The following is a 17,488-nucleotide window of genomic DNA, read 5'->3' on the forward strand; positions in this document are numbered from 1 at the left end:
TCCAATAGGATGCTCATCCGAGCTCCAGGGAAAGCTACGGATGAATATGAATTTCAAGCGGATGCATAAGCGAATGCGGGATCTTGCTTGATTGGCGTCCTTGTGTTATATTTCTAGTTTGTGCGGGATCCGCGACCCCCAGTGTCGCCGGGTTTCTGCGGGTGGGTGAGGGAACTTTTGACAAAGGAAAACCAATGAAAGCGAAGTCCGTTTCCCGCTTAAAAGCAAGTTTAATGGTGCTCGCGGGAGCATCGTCCTACGGCATATTGTCTACCTTCGTGAAGCTGGCCTATGAAGCGGGGTTTACTCCGTCCGAGGTGACGGGCAGTCAAGTGACGCTCGGTGCGGCCGCGTTGTGGCTGTTCAGCATGCCGCTCTGGAAGAGAGTACGGGATATCTCCGTACGGGACCACCTGAAGCTACTCGGCAGCGGCGTGTTTACCGGACTTACCGGCGTGTTTTATTATTACTCGCTGACGGCGCTCGACGCCTCGTTTGCTGTGCTCCTGCTGTTCCAATTCACCTGGATGGGGCTGATGCTGGGGTGGGTGCTGCACGGTGCGGCGCCGAACCGGTTTCAAGTAACCGCCGTCGCCATCGTCCTTGCGGGGACGTTGCTTGCTTCCGGCTTGCTCGGAGGGCTGCCGAAGCATATCTCTTTGTACGGCATTGGGTTGGGATTGCTGTCCGCTGCTTGCTACACGCTCTTCATGTATTTCAGCGGCCGGGTGGCGGTAAAGGTGCCTGCACTGCTTCGCAGTACTTGGATGATTACCGGTGCCGCGCTTATTGTGGCTGTGATTTATCCGCCTCAGTTTTTGTGGAACGGGGCGCTTGGACAAGGGCTGTGGATTTGGGGCGGCCTTCTCGGCTTGTTCGGCATGATCATCCCTTCTTATTTGTATGCAAAAGGCGCTCCGTATCTTGAAACCGGCCTTACGGCGATACTCGGCTCGGTGGAGCTGCCCGTGGTCATTCTATGCTCGGCGCTGCTGCTGAAGGAAAAGACCGGCATGCTCGAATGGATCGGCATTGCTCTCATTCTGGCCGGCGTGATGGTGTCGCAGCGAAAAGCTGCTCCCGGAGCGCAAGCCGAAGCCTAGCCGGGACTATCACGGTCACGTCAGTATTCTTTACGTTCGTATCCCTTTCGATATCGCGGCACCGATTGCCGCGGTCGGAAGGGATTTTTTTTTACTCGTTCTTCCCTATATACCGCTTTGCTAAAATTTGATATTCTAAATAGAGTTTATTTTCGGTGCAACATTATTGTTATTCGTCCCGTTTATATGGTTGCAAGAGAGGGGGATCCCAGTGGTAGCGCCAGAACTAATAAAGGCTGCCCAATCGGGCGATCGCGACGCTCTAATTACCCTACTGCGTGAAATAGAGAACCATGTCTATCGGACCGCTTATTACATTCTGGGCAATGAGCAGGATGCGATGGACGCCGCACAGGAAGCGTTAATACGAATTTATACCAAAATCAACTCGTATGAAGAGAAGGCTCAATTCAAAACGTGGGTGCAGCGGATCGTCACTAATTTATGTATCGATAAGTTCCGAAGAACGAAGCCGACCGTATCCATCGAACAGCACGAGATGAGCTTTACAGCTAGTCAAACCGTGGAAGACGAAGTGATGTCGTCTTATATTGCCCAAGATATCCGAGAGGCGATCGACAAGCTGCCGGAGCATCACAGGACGGTGGTGGTGCTCCGGTACTTACAGGACTTCTCCTACAATGAGATCGCGGAATCGCTCAATTTGCCGATCAATACGGTGAAATCGTATTTGTTCCGGGCAAGGCAGCAGCTGCAGACGATCTTGAGGGAATATAAAAAACCGAGCAGGGACGCGGTGCGGGGTTGATGAGGATGAATATACGAATCGGTCAGAAAGGTAGTGTACGGGGATGATGTGTCAAGAGGTGATCGAACTGATGCAGAGATACCTGGACCGGGATCTCGATGAAGCCGAATACGGCAGGATGCTCGAGCATCTTCAGCAGTGTACGGAATGCATGGAGCTGTTCGAGCGTCTTGTGAATGTATCCAACGAATTGGAGAGTCTGCCCAAGGTGACACCGCCCTACAGTTTAGTGGATGCCATCCTGCCGCAGCTGGAGCAGTTGGGGCCGCAGGAGGCCGCCGCTTTAGCTTCGGAAGGCGAAGGTGCGGAAATCCGCGACAGGGAATGGATGTCGGCTGAGCAGCCGGCTTCGAAAGCTTCCGGACGAACGGGAAAATGGCGGAAGCAAGTGAAGGAATGGATTTCCTTTCCCGTATTTGGAGGCGTTGTGGCTGCGGGCTTGGTGTTCGGATTTTTCCTGTTCCAGCAGCAGCAGTCCGCTCCTTCCCGGGACGCGGGACACCTGATGTCGTCACTTGAGGCTTCCAAGGTGACGAAGTCCGGAGCGGCGCAGGACAAGGCTGAACCGAAAGCGGCGCAAAAGCAGGCGCCCAATACGGCCTCCCAGCCGCAGACCGGCAGCGCAGGCTCCGGGGCGGCGAATTTCCGGGCGCAGGAACCGGCAGTGCCGAATGTGGCAGATTCGGCGGCATCCCAGGTGCCGGCAGCCGGAACGGGGAGCCCTGCAATCAAGCCGGGAGCGAAGCAGGCGCCGCCGGCAGCGAAGGCGCAGCCGCAGGCCGACGAACCGGCGGCCGCTCAGCCCGAATCGCCTGCGCAGAGCGATGGCGATGCGAATGCGGTCAAACCGGATGTGTCCAAAGGAGACGCCGTCCAGCCGCTGACGCAGCCGGTGCAGCCCAAATCGCAGCCGGTGAAGCCTGCTCCTCAGTCAAAGGGGTCGCAATCCTTGATGGCGGTCCCCGATAACAGTGCCCCCGCTGCAGGCGACACAAGCTCCGGCGGCGCTGTTGACGGAGGCGCTTCCGCATCCTCTAGCGCGGCCGGCTACAGCTCCTCGGCTGCCGCTTCGGGAGCAAACCAGACGCCGAACCCCGCTGCGGATAAGCCGGGCGCGGAAGCGGCTCCGGCGCCGGATGCCTCCAAGGGGAATCGGACGACGATGGGCATTGCTTCCATTACCGCAGCCGGCCAGCAGCTCGCGGCTCCGGACGGCACTTATACGGCAGTGGTTCAGGACGGCCGGGTGATCGTAAAGGATAAGCAGGGAAAGACCGTTTATTCGTCCAAAAACAGCTTCGGCAACTCGGATCAGCTGGAGCTCGTATCCTGGTCGGCAGACTATCAATTGACATACCGGCTGAGATTAAACGATACTTCATTCAAGTCATTTGTCATCAACATGAAGGATTTAACGGAAACGGAACAATAAAAATATGCGCTCCAAGCGCTCACGTTTCCCGGAGCGGCGCGTATATATAAAGTAAGGAACCGACAATCCGCGTCGTATGACCGTCCGTGCGAAAGGTTTCTAGAGCTTTTCCGGGACGTTTATATAGATGGGTTTCGGACAAAGGGATTAGGTCAAGCCTGGTAGGTTTTGACGTAATCCCTTTGTTGTTGTTATCATGGGACAAGAGAACGAGCTTAGCAGTTAGAGGAATGGTGACCCGAACGAATGGATTACAAAACGGCGCTTAAACAAATCCAAAAAGGGCAGTACGCCCCGATCTACGTTTGCTATGGCTCCGAGAGCTACCTGGTGCAGCAGCTGATCGAACAGCTGACGGATCGGCTGATCGAACCGGATCAGCGGGCGTTTGGCGTTATGAAATATGATTTAACGGAAACGCCGATCGACGCGGTGATTGAGGAAGCGGAGACGCTGCCGTTCATGGTGCCCCGGAAGCTGGTTATCGCAAGCAATGCCCTGTTCCTGACGGGGGCGAAAGAGAGCGCCAAGGTAGAGCATAAGGTGGACAAGCTCGCCGAATATGTAAAGTCGCCCGCCGATTTCTCCATCATCATACTGACCATAGATGCCGAGAAGCTCGATGAGCGCAAAAAGATCGTCAAAGCCTTAAAGGAAGCGAACGCGCTCATTCCCTGCTTGATGCTCTCCGCCGATGAGCTGGGGCACTGGGTGCATCAGGAAGCGGAGAAGGCCGGCTTTTCCTTTGCCCCGGGAGTGGCCGAGCAGCTTATTCTTTATACAGGAACCAGCCTCCAGGCACTTACGAAGGAAATCGAAAAGTGCGCGCGGTACATCGGACGCGGCGGTACGCTAGTCGCTTCGGATTTGGATCAGCTCGTGACCCGAAGCATCGAACAAAACATTTTTATTCTGATCGAATCGATCGTTCAGCTTCAGCTGGAGCAAGCCTTTACGATGCTGAGCGAGCTTCTGCGCCGAAGAGAGGAGCCGATCAAGATCGTTGCCCTGATCGCACGTCAATTCCGCATCATGTACCAGGTGAAGGACTTGATGCAGCAGGGCTATTCTCAGCAGCAGATCGCCGGACAGATCGGACTGCATCCTTATGCGGTCAAGATCGCCGCAGGTCAAGCCGGACGTTTCGAGGCGAAGAGGCTGGCGCAGATTTTGCAGCAGCTGGCGGATTTGGATTTCCAAATGAAGAGCGGACGCATTGACAAAGTGCTCGGTCTCGAAATGTTCCTTTTAAGGTTAGTGGCCTAATCTTCGCGCACAAAAAAGACCATGTCGTCCGGATGGACAGCATGGTCTTTCTTTCATCGTGTTCGCTTGGATTAAGCTTGAGCGGACAACGCGTTCAGCTTCTTAGCTAAGCGGGACTTTTTGCGGGCAGCGGCATTCTTATGAATCAAGCCTTTGGTCGCTGCTTTATCCAGCTTTTTGCTGGCAGCGATCAGAGCTGCTTTAGCGTTGTCCACGTTGTCGCCGGCAGTAGCTGTTTCAAATGCTTTCACAGCCGTGCGGAGAGCGGATTTGTGGGAAGCGTTGCGAAGACGGCGCTTCTCGCTTACTTTCACGCGTTTGATAGCGGATTTAATGTTTGGCATGACGTTCACCTCCTACTGCAACTTGCAATGAAACGATAATCGGTTCATTTGTTGACAACTCTTGATATTTTATCACGACCGATTTCAAAATGCAATACAAACGCCCAGCGCCGCTAGAAAAGTTTTGCATAAGCCTCCTGCCTTTGTCACACAATATACCCGCGTATATTCGAAAGGAGACGGATGAATGATGGATTTGGATTTAAGCGCTTATTCGGTGCGGACCGATCTGGCCTTGGAGGCGCACGATTTGGCTTCGTCCTCCGGCACCCCGATTCCCGGCGTACATACCTCCGAGTTCGATCAAGAGGGGATTCGCGTCAGTCTCATCGACATTACCTCCCAAGAAGGCTCCCGTGCGCTGGGGAAGCTGCCGGGTCATTATATAACGATCGAGGCGCTGGAGCTCCGAAATAAAGATACCGATTTTCAGGATAAGGTGGCCACGGTATTTGCCCAGCAGTTCGAGAAATTTCTTCAAAAACTGAATATTGAGCCGAACGCGAGCGTGCTGATTATCGGTTTGGGCAACTGGAACGTAACCCCGGACGCGCTCGGTCCTCTGGTTGTGGAGAACGTCATGGTAACGCGTCACTACTTCGAGCTGATGCCGGGGCAAGTAAGCCCGGGTTACCGTCCGGTCAGCTCCGTTGCGCCGGGAGTCCTGGGCACGACCGGGATTGAAACCGGCGAAATCGTTCAAGGCATCGTGGATAAATCGAAACCGGATTTGGTAATCGCGATCGACGCGCTCGCATCTCGTTCGCTGGAGAGAGTGAATACGACGATCCAAATCGCGGATACCGGGATTCATCCGGGGTCCGGCATCGGGAACAAACGAAAAGGGCTGACGCTGGAGACGCTGGGCGTGCCCGTCATCGCGATCGGAGTTCCAACGGTTGTGTTTGCTTCGACGATCGTCAACAATGCTTTTGATTTAATGCAAAATCATTTCCGTAAGCAAACGGCGAATACCGGCCAAATTCTCGGTCTCTTGGACAACATGCAGGAGCAGGAGCGGCTGCAGCTGGTCAAGGAAGTATTGAACCCGCTGGGCCACGACCTTCTCGTTACGCCCAAGGAGATCGACCAGTTTATCGAGGACATCGCCAATATTATCGCCAGCGGGCTGAACGCGGCGCTTCATCAAGCGGTGGATTCCGATAATGTCGCTGCTTATACACATTAATTTGGGTTGTGTTACATTGCATCAGTACTTCTGTCTGTATGCACTATTAGTCGAATGCACTGGAAGACCTCGGTCTCCGGTGTATTTTTTATAAGGGAAGTACAGCAGGCAAGATCATTTGTAAAGGTATCAGCCTCAATCGAGCCGTCACAGTCACCAACGTCACGACACTACCATCATCGCCGTCACCTTACTGCCACCATCGCGGTCAGCCTCACGCCTCCCTACTGCGCCATTGTCACGTCAGGTATCTCTATATCCATCGAAGGCCTTATAACCACTATCCCATTGGCTCATAATGTAACAGTAGATTGCCTATATCGAAAATTTATGACTCAGCTCGCTATGCGTGAGATCAGTCGGTCATAAGTAATCCTTGGAGCATTACAGCATAGATGGATGGTCTCGTTGAAGTGAGAGTCTCTTCGACAAGTGAGGTTATGGCGGAAGCAAAATTCGTCCAAATAAGCCTGCAAATGTTTTCGCCCCAATCCATGAAAGGTGCTGTTGATCCATAGACGCAATTTGGTGAAGAGTGTGTTTAGTAAGCCTGAGCGATTACGATCGTAACGGCCTGCCGCAACGAGAAGATTTGACTCGGTCAAATCTACATGCTGCCCGGCAAAGACTTCCGTTCCGGAACGAAGAATATGCTTATTTAACAAATTCTTTTTGTGGACGAGCTTCATTTTGAGCTGTGCGGCTTGTCCATTCGTATCCAAGGAAGCGCCAACGAGCAATGGGTTCTCTTGAGCATGCCTGTAAACGCTGGGGTTATAGGGACGCCCGTAAACGGCCGATTGGACCATTACTGTACCGGTCAGGAGGTTCATAGCATCCTTCTCGCTCATGGCATTTCGGATTTTGTGAAGCATGAGCCAGGCCGTCTTGTAGGTAACGCGGATTACTCGGCTCAGTTCCATTGCGCTTGTGCCGCAATCGGTTCGGGAGAGCATAAAAAATGCCGTGAACCATTTCCTTAACGGAGTACGGCTTCCTTCCATGATAGTGCCGACTGTGAGAGAGTTCTGATAACCGCAATAATGGCACTCGTAAAGCGGCAGTCGACGGGTCGAAGTCTTGGAAGCGTGTCCGTGCCCGCAATTCATGCAGGAAAAACCGTTCGGCCACTTGATATGAAACAATTGCTCCGCACAAGCTTGCTCCGAATCGTATTACTGAAAAAATTGCTCCCAAGTTAATTGCATCATTTGGCATGAGCTCCCTGTCTATAGATCGGTTATTTTCTTCAATTATACCAAACATATGTTCCTAATTCAAATAAAAAAGGATTTATATGGATTTTAAAAGCGAGAGCTCGTTTAAAAGTAAAGGTATGTCATACAGATTGTTATCGATGATTTGTTCTGAGTCGTTGGGATAATGGCAGTAAGCGAACGAAGGGGATAGGCATGCCTCGGTTACGTATATTGGCTGTACAAGCAAGTGAACGAATTGCAAGCAAGCAATGCTCGGTTAAATCATGGTGCAATAAGTAAGAGCGTGAGAGAGTTAGAGAGTCAGAGAGTCAGAGAATCAGGGAGTCAGAGAGTGTGTGTGAGTGGTTGAGAGAAATAAGCCGGCAAAGTCCTCTTTCCGGATTGATTCGGGAGTGAAGGAGAAGTTTAAGTAAGTTTGTCTTAATCTATACCTACAGGAGGCTTTAACCATGCTTGAAAAAATCGGCGTATTGATAGAAACGGTGAGGGTTCCCCGATCAAAGTAGGCAGCGAAATTGAGCAAATGAATTCCAGAAAAAAAGACGAGATCCTAAGGAGCCTCGATACGATTAAAAAGGATTTGAGCGCAATCGACGAATAAATAATGAACCCGATAGGCATTCCAACGCGAATCCATCTAATGCCGCTAGAGGGATTCTTCCTAACGGGAGCAAGGAGGATGTAAGCCATGCACAGAACGATTGAATCTGGGGACCGAGGGAAAGCATCCGTGCGGCGAAGCGTCGGCCAAACGGTTGACCGCCCGCCGGAAGCCGGAGGGACAAGGAGCCGGAAGACTAAATATAATAGCGTTGTGCCGCGGATGAATTGGGCGGATTTTGCCTGCAGCCTGTACGTCCGGTTTCAGGATGATGAGGTCCCGGCCATGGGGGCACAGCTGACTTATTATTTGATTCTCGCATTCTTTCCTTTCCTGATCTTTGTCATTGCCTGCCTGGGCTTCACGAATTTAACGGCGGACGATGCCATTGGTTTCTTCGCGCACGTGCTTCCGGACATCTCGAACAAGGCGATACAGGAGGCGTTCAAGCAGATCGAGCTGTCCAGAAGCGGCTCGCTCCTATCGATCGGGCTGATCGCCGCCCTGTGGTCCGCTTCCAGCGGACTGGACGCCATCGTGAAGGCGCTGAACAAAGCCTATGACAAGGAGGAAACGAGGCCGTATTGGAAAGTAAAAGGCATTTCAGTACTGTTTACGATCGTTCTCGCGTTGATGATTCTGATCAGCTTCGTGCTGCTCATCTTCGGACGCATGATCGGAGAGGCGCTGTACAAATGGACAAGGCTTCCCGGCAATTTCGACATGATCTGGGGCATCGTCCAGTATGTCATTCCGCTCTGCACCCTGGCCTTTGCCTTTGCTCTTCTCTACCTGTTTACGCCGAATCAGAGGCTGAAATTCAAGGAAGTGATCCGGGGAGCGGCCTTCGCTACGATCGGCTGGATTGTAACGTCCATGCTGTTCTCGGTTTATGTGAATCATTTCGGCAGCTATACGAAGACGTACGGCAGCATAGGGGGCATCATCGTGCTCCTGACCTGGCTCTACTTGTCCAGCATTGTTCTCGTACTGGGCGGGGAAATCAACGCGACGCTTCATTTCGACCGGTTCGGCAAGGTGAAGCGGGAATCCAAGAAATTTGCGCTTTCCTTGCCATGGGGCGGGAAGAAACAGCATAGCGCCTGAATGGGCGTTAATAAAAAGCTCTGCACAGCCACGTTCGTTATCCGGACAGGCAGTGCGGAGTTTTTTTGTTCCAGGCTGAATTCTAGCAAGAGTTTGCGTTTCTCCTGTTCTATCTTCTATCGGAGGCTCATAGAGTTGTTAATAGAGAGGCCGACCGGCAGCTCGCTGCATGGAAGAAGTTCAAGGAGGAATGGATCCCTATGAAATGGACAACCGTCACATTAAACCTCGGCAAGTATAGAAAAATGAGCCAAGCCCTCGGTACGTACACCCGCACGATTTCGCTCCTGATGACCGGGTGCGTCGTATTTTTTGCCGCCTTCGGCGTGCTGGGCTACGCCCAAACCCGGATGACGGCGAAGGAGCCTTCTTCTTCCATGAAAGGGCTCGCCGCATCGGTATCCAGCCGGTTCTTTATGGATATGCTGGGGATGGAGGTTCCGCATTTGCAGACGGACCGCAAATCGTTCACTTTCTCCCAATCGAATGTGTCCGGGTTCCTATTCTCGCTCTTGACTGATATCAATCCGAGAGATCCGAAGACGCTCATTTCCCGGGAGGTGCCTGGGCTCGGACATGACGGCTCGGTGCTGCTGAGCAATATCGCCGGCGATTCTCCGGAGGATTACGGTCCGAAGGGAGAGTGGATCAAGCCCGGCGAAGCGGGGGATCCGGGCTCCATTACGGCCAACCCGGGGTCGCCGAATACGGGGCAGGTACAGGGCCCGTCCTTGCCGTTGCCGGCAGCCCAGCCTCCGAAAACCGCGGGCAAGAACGTCGCCTTCATCTATCAATCTCATAACCAGGAATCCTATCTTCCCGAGCTTCCCGGCGTCAAGGACCCGGACAAAGCCTACGACGCTAAAGAAAACGTGACGATGGTCGGATTGAGGCTGGCGCAATCGCTGGAGAAGGAAGGCATCGGCTCGGTGCATTCGGATAAGAACTATCCCGCGATCGAGAAAGGCTTCAATTATTATTATTCCTATAAATATTCGCTCAAGACGCTTCAGGAAGCATCCGCCGGGCATCCGGATTTGAAATATTATCTCGACATTCACCGCGATTCGCAGCGCCGCGATAAGACGACGGCTTCGATCAACGGATTGGATTATGCGCAGATTTATTTCATCATCGGAGGAAAGAATCCGAGTTGGGAGCAAAACTATGAATTCGCCAAGCAAATTCACGAGGCGGTAGAGAGCAAATTCCCCGGCATTTCCAAAGGTATTCATGCCAAGAACGCCGAGGGCAACGGCGTATACAATCAAAACTTCTCCCCGAATAGCGTCCTGATCGAGATTGGCGGCGTAGATAATTCAATGGAGGAATGCTACCGGACGGCGGATGCTTTGGCAGTCGCGATATCGGAAGTGATCCAGAAGGTGGAAAAGGTGGACGCTCCCGCCGCCGGCAAGGACGGGAAGAAAGCGAATTGATCGCGCATAAGGCCAGGCGTGGGTTTACTCAGGCTGCTCAGGCTACTTAGACCTAGGGATGCTGGTGCTTGGGTTACTTAGATCAGGGATATGGGTGATTGGACTACTTAGATCAGGGATGCGGCTGCTCGGGTTACTTAGACCAGAAATACGGGAGCTCGGGCTATTTAGACCAGGGATACAGGTGCTCGGGATACTAAGGCCAGGGATAAGGGGGGGCCTTCGGATGAAGGGCGCATTAAAAATGGTGGCCGCCGTCATGGCGATGGGCTTCTGCATCTTGTTCGGCGTATCGCTCGCTACCCAGGGGACCGAACGGATCCAGGGTCCTATGTTCAAGACGCAGGGGGCAGGAGGAGCGGATAAGACGCAGCCGAGGGCCTACTCCACGGCACCCGCCGGTAAGACGCCGCCCACGGAGCCGGCTAAAGCCCCGGATAAGCCGAAGACGGCGCCCCCGCAGCCGGAGCGGCCCGAACGAGCGGAGACCGTTCGCGATACCGGGGTAAATCGAGTAGGCAATAAGACAGGGGATCTGCTGCAGATTGCGGCTTATCATGGAATCCGCTTTTTTGTGGAAATGATTGAGGCCATTATCAGCTGAGCGGGACCGCCCTTCCGGGATCATCATTGCTGTAAACCCCCTCAACTGCTATAATTAGAAGTATTGTAAATTTGCAGGTGAGTGAGGGTTAATCTGACAATGGATATCCAAGCCAGACAAAAGAAAATAAGAAACTTCTGCATCATCGCCCATATCGACCACGGGAAGTCCACGCTGGCCGACCGTATTCTCGAATTTACGGGTGCGCTCACTTCACGGGAAATGCAGGATCAGGTGCTCGACCAAATGGATTTGGAACGGGAGCGGGGCATCACGATCAAGCTGCAGGCCGTAAGATTGAGCTACAAGGCGGATGACGGCGAAGAATATATATTGAACCTGATCGATACTCCGGGACACGTCGATTTTACGTATGAGGTTTCCCGAAGCCTTGCCGCCTGCGAGGGCGCTTTGCTGGTCGTTGATGCGGCTCAGGGCATCGAAGCGCAGACGCTGGCCAACGTTTACCTGGCGCTCGACAACAACCTGGAGATTTTGCCGGTAATCAACAAGATCGATTTGCCGAGCGCCGACCCGGAGCGGGTCAAGCAGGAGATCGAGGACGTCATCGGCCTCGACGCAAGCGATGCAGTGCTGGCCTCCGCCAAGGCCGGGATCGGGATCAAGGAAATCCTCGAGCAGGTTGTACAGAAGGTGCCGGCGCCGCAAGGCGAATCGGACAAGCCGCTCAAGGCGCTGATCTTCGATTCCCATTACGATCCTTACAAAGGAGTTATCGTCTATGTGCGCGTCATCGACGGCTCGATCCGTTCCGGCTCGAAGATCAAGTTCATGGCGACGGACAAAACGTTCGAGGTCATCGAGGTCGGTGCCTTCAAGCCGCGGATGGGCATTGTCGATTCGCTCGAGGTTGGCGACGTAGGCTTCATCGTCGCGGGCATCAAGAACGTAGGCGATACCCGCGTGGGGGATACGGTAACGGATGCGAAGAATCCGACGTTGACGCCGCTCCCGGGCTACCGCAAAATCAATCCGATGGTCTTCTGCGGATTGTATCCGATTGAAACGAGCGACTACAACGATCTGCGCGAAGCGCTCGAGAAGCTCCAACTGAACGATGCTTCACTCAGCTTTGAGCCGGAAACGTCAACAGCGCTTGGCTTCGGCTTCCGATGCGGCTTCCTCGGACTGCTCCATATGGAGATCATCCAGGAGCGGATCGAACGCGAATTCAACATTCCACTCATTACGACGGCGCCGAGCGTGGTTTTCCGCGTCACGCAAACGAACGGAACGGTAATGAACATTGAGAACCCGTCGCTATTCCCTGAGCCGGGCAAGATCGACTTCGTCGAGGAGCCTTTCGTCAAGGCGCAAATCATCGTTCCGAATGATTATGTAGGGACGATCATGGAGCTGTGCCAAACGAAGCGCGGCGAATACATCAATATGGAATACCTGGATACGACCCGGGTCACGCTGACCTATGACATCCCGCTGTCGGAGATCGTGTACGACTTCTTCGACCAGCTGAAGTCGGGAACGAAAGGCTATGCGTCGTTCGACTACGAGCTGTCGGGCTATAAAACGTCCAATCTCGTGAAGATGGACATTCTGTTGAACAATGAGCAGGTGGACGCCCTGTCGTTCATCGTGCATCGGGACCGCGCGTATAACCGCGGACGCATCATCTGTGAGAAGCTGCGCGAGCTCATTCCGCGCCAAATGTTCGAGGTGCCGATTCAGGCCGCGATCGGACAGAAGGTTATCGCCCGTGAAACGGTTAAGGCGATGCGGAAGAACGTTCTCGCGAAGTGCTACGGCGGCGATATCTCGCGGAAGCGGAAGCTGCTCGAGAAGCAGAAGGAAGGCAAGAAGCGGATGAAGCAGGTCGGCAGCGTCGAGGTGCCGCAGGAAGCGTTCATGGCTGTGCTGAAGATCGACGAGAATTAATTGAAGAGGCAGGTGCGGCTTGTTTCGGAGGCTGCGCCTGCTTTTAACTTTTATAATCCGCAGGAGGTGGAACGGAGCATGAGACAAAGAACGGAAACGCCGGCCGCGGTGTACATTCATATCCCGTTTTGCACGAACAAGTGCCATTATTGCGATTTTAATTCTTATGTGCTGAAGGGCCAGCCTGTGATGGATTACCTGGATGCGCTAGAGCGGGAGATGGAACGGACGGCTCGTGAGGTGCCGCCGGGGACCGTCGAAACAATCTTCGTCGGAGGCGGGACGCCGACGGTGCTGCTGCCGGATCAGATGGAGAGCTTCCTGAAGCGGGTGAAAACGTATTTTCCTAATGTTGCGGAAGATTACGAATTCACGATGGAGGCGAACCCGGGGACGACCGACCTGGAGAAGCTGCAAGCGATGAAGGAAGGCGGCGTGAACCGGATCAGCTTCGGCGTACAGTCCTTCGACAACGGGCTGTTGGAGCGGATCGGACGCATTCACAATACGGACGATGTATACCGGAGTCTGGAGAATGCTCGAAAGGCGGGGTTCGCCAACATGTCCATCGACCTGATGTTCGGCCTGCCGGAGCAAACGGTCGAGGTGATGGGCCGGACACTGGACGAAGCGCTGGCGCTCGGACTCCCGCACTATTCCATATACAGCTTGAAGGTGGAAGAAAATACGCTCTTCCATACGCTGTACCAGAAGGGCGAGCTGCCGCTGCCGGAAGAGGATGACGAGGTGGAAATGTTCCTTCTCATCATGAACCGTCTGCAGAGTGCGGGCTACGGGCAGTACGAGATCAGCAATTTCGCGAAGCCGGGCTTCGGCAGCCGCCACAACGCGATGTACTGGCGCAACCGGAGCTATTACGGCATCGGTGCGGGCGCGCACGGCTACGTGCACGGCTGGCGGCATGTGAATATTAAGGGCGTGCAGCCCTATATCGATGCGACGAAATCCGGATTCCCCCATCTGGAGCGGCATGAGATTACCGCAGAAGAAGCGATGGAGGATTTCATGATGGTCGGGCTGCGTATGCGGGAGGGCGTCAAGCAGGCGGATTTCGAGGCGCAATTCGGGCGCGGCTGGGATGCGGTGTTCGGAAGCGTGCTCTCCAAGCTGACCGGGCAAGGACTGCTGGAGCCCACGGCGGAAGGGTACCGGCTTACCGATCGGGGCGTGCTGCTGGGCAACGAAGTGTTCGGACAATTTTTAGGAGCGGTCGAGGCAAAAACATATTGATCAATTTATACGTTTTGTTGTATATTTATTCATATGTTTTCTTCCAAGAATTTTACGTCCGATAGGTGGGATTGGCTATGACCGTAACCTGCAGAAAAGCGACGGAGCAGGACGTCGATACCTTATACGAAATTATTAAAGGCTATGCCGAGCAGGGCATCATGCTGCCGCGTTCCAAGGAAATGCTGGAGCGTCAGATCGACACCTTCGTCGTGGCGGAGCTCGGAGAGCAAATGGTCGGCTGCGGCGCGCTGACTCGGCTCGGACAAGATCTGGTCGAGATCCGCTCGCTCGGCGTGACGGATGGCCACAAGGGCCAGGGGATCGGGAAGAAGCTGGTCAACTTCCTGATCGGAGAGGCGCGGGAGCAGGGCATCCCGAAAGTGATGGCGCTCACGTACGAGGTCGCTTTTTTTGAAAGGAACGGTTTTCATGTCGTCCCGAAGGAAATCTTCCCGGAGAAGGTTTGGACCGACTGCATCCATTGCAAAAAGCAGCACTGCTGCGACGAAATCGCCGTCCTGAAACGGCTGGATTGACTTGACACAGACCCTCCGGGTCTGTTATTTTTATAGAAGATGTTAGCACTCGTTAGCAAAGAGTGCTAACGAATCCGGAAACGAAGAAGGATAAAGGTGGGGATGAAGCGCATGTTGACCGAACGCCAACGTCACATTTTGAGTGCCATTGTAGACGATTATATTCGCTCTGCGGAGCCCGTAGGTTCCCGAAGCATTTCCAAGCGAGGCAATGTGGGATTCAGCCCCGCCACCATCCGCAATGAAATGTCCGATTTGGAGGAAATGGGCTTTCTGGAGCAGCCGCATACGTCGGCCGGCCGCATTCCTTCCCATAAGGGCTACCGATATTATGTCGATCATTTGATGCATTACGGCACGCTGGCCCATCAAGAGGTCGATTTGCTCAAGCAGTTTTTCGCAGAGAAGATGCAGGAGATGGAGCGCGTCATTCAGCATGTGGCGACGATGCTGTCGCAGCTGACCAATTACACGTCCATCGTCATGGGACCGGAAGTGCTCGGAACGACCTTGAAGCATCTGCAGATCGTCCCGCTGAGCGAACGTACCGCCGTCGCCATTATCGTTACGAACACAGGCCAGGTGGAGAACAAGACGCTGACGATTCCCGAGGGCATTCCGATGTCCGAGATCGAGAAGTTCGTCAACCTGCTCAACGCTAGGCTGAAAAATGTGCCGCTGTTTCATTTTAAATCGAAGCTGTATACGGAAATCGCCGCCGAGATGAGCAGCTACGCTTCCGGCTATGAGGAGCTCCTGACGATGCTGAATCATGTGATGGATCACAGCGAAGAGGAGCGCATCTTCACTAGCGGCACGACGAACATGCTGACGCAGCCCGAGTTCAAGGATGTCGACAAGGTGAAGAGTATCCTCGATTTGCTCAGCGAAGCGCCGAAGCTTGTGCGGCTCCTTGACGGCGTGTCCGGGGGGAGCGGCGTTCAGGTCAGGATCGGAAGCGAGAACGCGATTGAAGCGGTGAACGATTGCAGTCTGATTACGGCAACCTACTCCGTCAATGGGCAAATGCTCGGTACGATCGGCATTCTGGGACCGACACGGATGGATTATGGAAAAGTGATTTATTTGCTCGACCATCTGTCTAAGGATATGACCCAAGTGATGGAGCGCTGGTATAAATGACGCAGCTGAAGACGAACGGCCACGACGGCGAGGAGGCCTACGCCACGCTGCTCAATAACGCCAATGCGATCCGCGCGATCTGCTCTGCGGTCGAAGGCACGCTTGGGCCCAAGGGGGTGGATACGATGCTGGTCGGCGCGGCGGGCGAGGTGATCATCACGAATGACGGTGTCACGATTCTGGAGAAGATGGACGTGACGCATCCGGCAGCCCGGCTGCTTATTCAAGTGGCCCGCTCCCAGCAGCAGCAGGTGGGCGACGGGACGACGACGGCGACCGTGCTGGCGGGCGCCCTCGTATCCGAGGGCGTCGCCCAGGTCACGCGGGGCGTTCCCGTAGCCAAGGTGGTGCGTGGTATCCAGGAGGGCGTGTCGGAAGCGCTGAAGCTGCTGGCCGGGCGCATCCGGCAAATCGCCGGGGTCGACGACCCGCTCCTTTACCGGATCGCGTATATCGCGGGACGGGAGCACGAGGATCTTGCCGGCCTGATCGTCCAAGGTGCCAAGCGGCTTGGCGCAGCCAAACTTCGGGAGGAGCACTTCCGATTCTCGGACGTTGTGCTGTCGCATAGCCGCGCAGCCAACGAAGTGTGGCCGGGGCTGCTGATCCAGAAGAAGCCTGCGAATGCGCAGATCGATTTTCCTCCCGATACGGCGAACGTGCTCCTGTTCCAGGATGCGTTCGAGCCGGAGGCGATCGACGAGGAGGCGCTCATGACCGACGCCGGCTTCCAGAAGCAGATGCAGCTGCGCGAGCAGTTCCGCGCGATGCTGGAGAAGCTGATCAGCCTGCGCGTCGGCTTCGTCGCTTCCGAGCGCGGTATCGACCCCGAGGCGGAGCAGTTCTGCACCGACCACGGCATCCTGCTGGTGCAGCGGATGCCGCGGGCGGAGCTTCGCCGCCTCGCGGAATATACGGGCGCGCGGCCGATCCGCCGCAGCGGGCTGCGCAAGCCCGCCGCGGAGCTGGCGGGCTATCTCGGCTACGCCGGGCACGTCGCCTACGACGAGCGGCTCGAATGCGTCCGAGTTGCCGAAGGCAAAGGTCGGGCGCAGGTGTCGATCGTCGTAGGCGCCAGCACGAGCGAGATTGTCGGCGAGCGGCTGCGCATCGCCCGCGACGCGGCTTCGGCCGTGCAGGCGGCGCTGCGCGGCGGCTGCTTGCCTGGCGGCGGAGCCGCCGAGCTGGCCGCGGCGCACGAGCTTGAGCGGCACCGCGAGACGGTGCAGGGCATGGAGGGCTTCGGCATCGCCGCCGTAGCCCAGGCGCTGCGAAAGCCACTGTCGCAAATGATTGTAAATGCCGGCTACAATCCGCTGGAGAAGGTGGAGGAGGCGAAAGCCGCTCAAATCTCGGCGGGCAGCGACAGCTTGGGTATCGATTGCGATACAGGGGCGGTTATTGATATGATGGAGCATGGCGTGGTCGACCCGGCGCAGGTGAAGCTGCATGCCCTCCAGGCGGCGGGGGAGGTCGCATCCGCGGTGCTGCGAATTCATACCGTGATCAAGATGCGCCAGCCCCGTTCCGAGGAATGACGCGACGGTTTCGCTTCATTCCGGCTGGT

At 54.9% G+C, this 17,488-nt stretch carries 15 protein-coding genes and 1 pseudogene; 13 read left to right on the top strand and 3 right to left on the bottom strand.

Annotated elements, in window-relative coordinates; all coding sequences use genetic code 11:
* The first annotated feature begins 194 nt into the window (after positions 1–194).
* From O9H85_RS01525 to holA, 4 genes are all read left to right on the top strand, one after another.
* On the top strand, positions 195–1,103 hold the full coding sequence (locus tag O9H85_RS01525; RefSeq protein WP_269879502.1) for an EamA family transporter: 909 nt from the start codon (positions 195–197) through the stop codon (positions 1,101–1,103).
* A gap of 211 nt (positions 1,104–1,314) precedes the next feature.
* A complete protein-coding gene (locus tag O9H85_RS01530) occupies positions 1,315–1,872 on the top strand; it encodes an RNA polymerase sigma factor (RefSeq protein ID WP_269879503.1) in 558 nt (185 codons plus the stop codon).
* Between the two features lie 43 nt (positions 1,873–1,915).
* The gene (locus O9H85_RS01535; RefSeq protein ID WP_269879504.1) at positions 1,916–3,304 is read left to right on the top strand and encodes a zf-HC2 domain-containing protein; all 1,389 of its coding nucleotides are present in this window, start codon (positions 1,916–1,918) and stop codon (positions 3,302–3,304) included.
* A 246-nt stretch (positions 3,305–3,550) separates the two neighbouring features.
* Entirely contained in the window at positions 3,551–4,570 is a 1,020-nt protein-coding gene (gene holA, locus O9H85_RS01540) for a DNA polymerase III subunit delta (protein ID WP_269879505.1), read from the top strand.
* Positions 4,571–4,641: 71 nt separating this feature from the next.
* Here the strand turns inward: holA and rpsT are convergent, their stop codons facing one another.
* On the bottom strand, positions 4,642–4,914 hold the full coding sequence (gene rpsT / locus O9H85_RS01545) for a 30S ribosomal protein S20 (protein WP_269879506.1): 273 nt from the start codon (positions 4,912–4,914) through the stop codon (positions 4,642–4,644).
* Between the two features lie 190 nt (positions 4,915–5,104).
* Here rpsT and gpr point away from each other — a divergent pair, with 190 nt between their 5' ends.
* Positions 5,105–6,103, top strand: coding sequence for a GPR endopeptidase (gene gpr, locus O9H85_RS01550; RefSeq protein ID WP_269879809.1), 999 nt, complete (start codon positions 5,105–5,107; stop codon positions 6,101–6,103).
* A 335-nt stretch (positions 6,104–6,438) separates the two neighbouring features.
* Here gpr and O9H85_RS01555 read toward each other — a convergent pair whose 3' ends face one another.
* Both O9H85_RS01555 and O9H85_RS37630 read right to left on the bottom strand, forming a co-directional pair.
* Positions 6,439–7,026, bottom strand: coding sequence for a transposase (locus O9H85_RS01555; RefSeq protein WP_269879507.1), 588 nt, complete (start codon positions 7,024–7,026; stop codon positions 6,439–6,441).
* A 117-nt stretch (positions 7,027–7,143) separates the two neighbouring features.
* Positions 7,144–7,260 (bottom strand): annotated as a pseudogene (locus O9H85_RS37630) (transposase); the annotation flags it as partial.
* 751 nt (positions 7,261–8,011) lie between these two features.
* Between O9H85_RS37630 and O9H85_RS01560 the strand changes: the two are divergent.
* From O9H85_RS01560 to O9H85_RS01595, 8 genes are all read left to right on the top strand, one after another.
* Entirely contained in the window at positions 8,012–9,031 is a 1,020-nt protein-coding gene (locus O9H85_RS01560; RefSeq protein WP_269879508.1) for a YihY/virulence factor BrkB family protein, read from the top strand.
* A gap of 200 nt (positions 9,032–9,231) precedes the next feature.
* Positions 9,232–10,470 carry a stage II sporulation protein P gene (locus O9H85_RS01565; RefSeq protein ID WP_269879509.1) on the top strand — a complete coding sequence of 413 codons (1,239 nt, stop codon included), beginning with the start codon at positions 9,232–9,234 and terminating at the stop codon, positions 10,468–10,470.
* A 226-nt stretch (positions 10,471–10,696) separates the two neighbouring features.
* Positions 10,697–11,074 (top strand): hypothetical protein, encoded by a 378-nt coding sequence (locus O9H85_RS01570; RefSeq protein WP_269879510.1) that lies wholly within the window; start codon positions 10,697–10,699, stop codon positions 11,072–11,074.
* 99 nt (positions 11,075–11,173) lie between these two features.
* Positions 11,174–12,988, top strand: a complete 1,815-nt coding sequence (gene lepA / locus O9H85_RS01575) for a translation elongation factor 4 (RefSeq protein WP_269879511.1) — start codon at positions 11,174–11,176, stop codon at positions 12,986–12,988.
* A gap of 78 nt (positions 12,989–13,066) precedes the next feature.
* Positions 13,067–14,239: a radical SAM family heme chaperone HemW gene (hemW, locus tag O9H85_RS01580; protein WP_269879512.1), complete on the top strand. Its 1,173-nt coding sequence runs from the start codon at positions 13,067–13,069 to the stop codon at positions 14,237–14,239.
* A 77-nt stretch (positions 14,240–14,316) separates the two neighbouring features.
* Positions 14,317–14,778, top strand: coding sequence for an N-acetyltransferase (locus O9H85_RS01585; protein ID WP_269879513.1), 462 nt, complete (start codon positions 14,317–14,319; stop codon positions 14,776–14,778).
* Between the two features lie 111 nt (positions 14,779–14,889).
* A complete protein-coding gene (gene hrcA / locus O9H85_RS01590) occupies positions 14,890–15,921 on the top strand; it encodes a heat-inducible transcriptional repressor HrcA (protein ID WP_269879810.1) in 1,032 nt (343 codons plus the stop codon).
* On the top strand, positions 15,918–17,459 hold the full coding sequence (locus O9H85_RS01595) for a TCP-1/cpn60 chaperonin family protein (protein WP_269879514.1): 1,542 nt from the start codon (positions 15,918–15,920) through the stop codon (positions 17,457–17,459). The genes hrcA and O9H85_RS01595 overlap by 4 nt, the downstream gene beginning before the upstream one ends.
* Positions 17,460–17,488 lie beyond the last annotated feature (29 nt).

Source organism: Paenibacillus gyeongsangnamensis, from assembly GCF_027533625.1.
GTDB lineage: Bacteria > Bacillota > Bacilli > Paenibacillales > NBRC-103111 > Paenibacillus_G > Paenibacillus_G gyeongsangnamensis.

Bases quoted from the DNA above. Each gene is read 5' to 3' on its own strand.
- O9H85_RS01535 (WP_269879504.1), top strand. From the start codon at position 1,916: ATGATGTGTCAAGAGGTGATCGAACTGATGCAGAGATACCTGGACCGG.
- rpsT (WP_269879506.1), bottom strand. From the start codon at position 4,914: ATGCCAAACATTAAATCCGCTATCAAACGCGTGAAAGTAAGCGAGAAG.
- lepA (WP_269879511.1), top strand. From the start codon at position 11,174: ATGGATATCCAAGCCAGACAAAAGAAAATAAGAAACTTCTGCATCATC.
- O9H85_RS01555 (WP_269879507.1), bottom strand. From the start codon at position 7,026: ATGGAACTGAGCCGAGTAATCCGCGTTACCTACAAGACGGCCTGGCTC.
- holA (WP_269879505.1), top strand. From the start codon at position 3,551: ATGGATTACAAAACGGCGCTTAAACAAATCCAAAAAGGGCAGTACGCC.
- gpr (WP_269879809.1), top strand. From the start codon at position 5,105: ATGGATTTGGATTTAAGCGCTTATTCGGTGCGGACCGATCTGGCCTTG.
- hemW (WP_269879512.1), top strand. From the start codon at position 13,067: ATGAGACAAAGAACGGAAACGCCGGCCGCGGTGTACATTCATATCCCG.
- hrcA (WP_269879810.1), top strand. From the start codon at position 14,890: ATGTTGACCGAACGCCAACGTCACATTTTGAGTGCCATTGTAGACGAT.
- O9H85_RS01595 (WP_269879514.1), top strand. From the start codon at position 15,918: ATGACGCAGCTGAAGACGAACGGCCACGACGGCGAGGAGGCCTACGCC.
- O9H85_RS01565 (WP_269879509.1), top strand. From the start codon at position 9,232: ATGAAATGGACAACCGTCACATTAAACCTCGGCAAGTATAGAAAAATG.
- O9H85_RS01525 (WP_269879502.1), top strand. From the start codon at position 195: ATGAAAGCGAAGTCCGTTTCCCGCTTAAAAGCAAGTTTAATGGTGCTC.
- O9H85_RS01585 (WP_269879513.1), top strand. From the start codon at position 14,317: ATGACCGTAACCTGCAGAAAAGCGACGGAGCAGGACGTCGATACCTTA.
- O9H85_RS01570 (WP_269879510.1), top strand. From the start codon at position 10,697: ATGAAGGGCGCATTAAAAATGGTGGCCGCCGTCATGGCGATGGGCTTC.
- O9H85_RS01560 (WP_269879508.1), top strand. From the start codon at position 8,012: ATGCACAGAACGATTGAATCTGGGGACCGAGGGAAAGCATCCGTGCGG.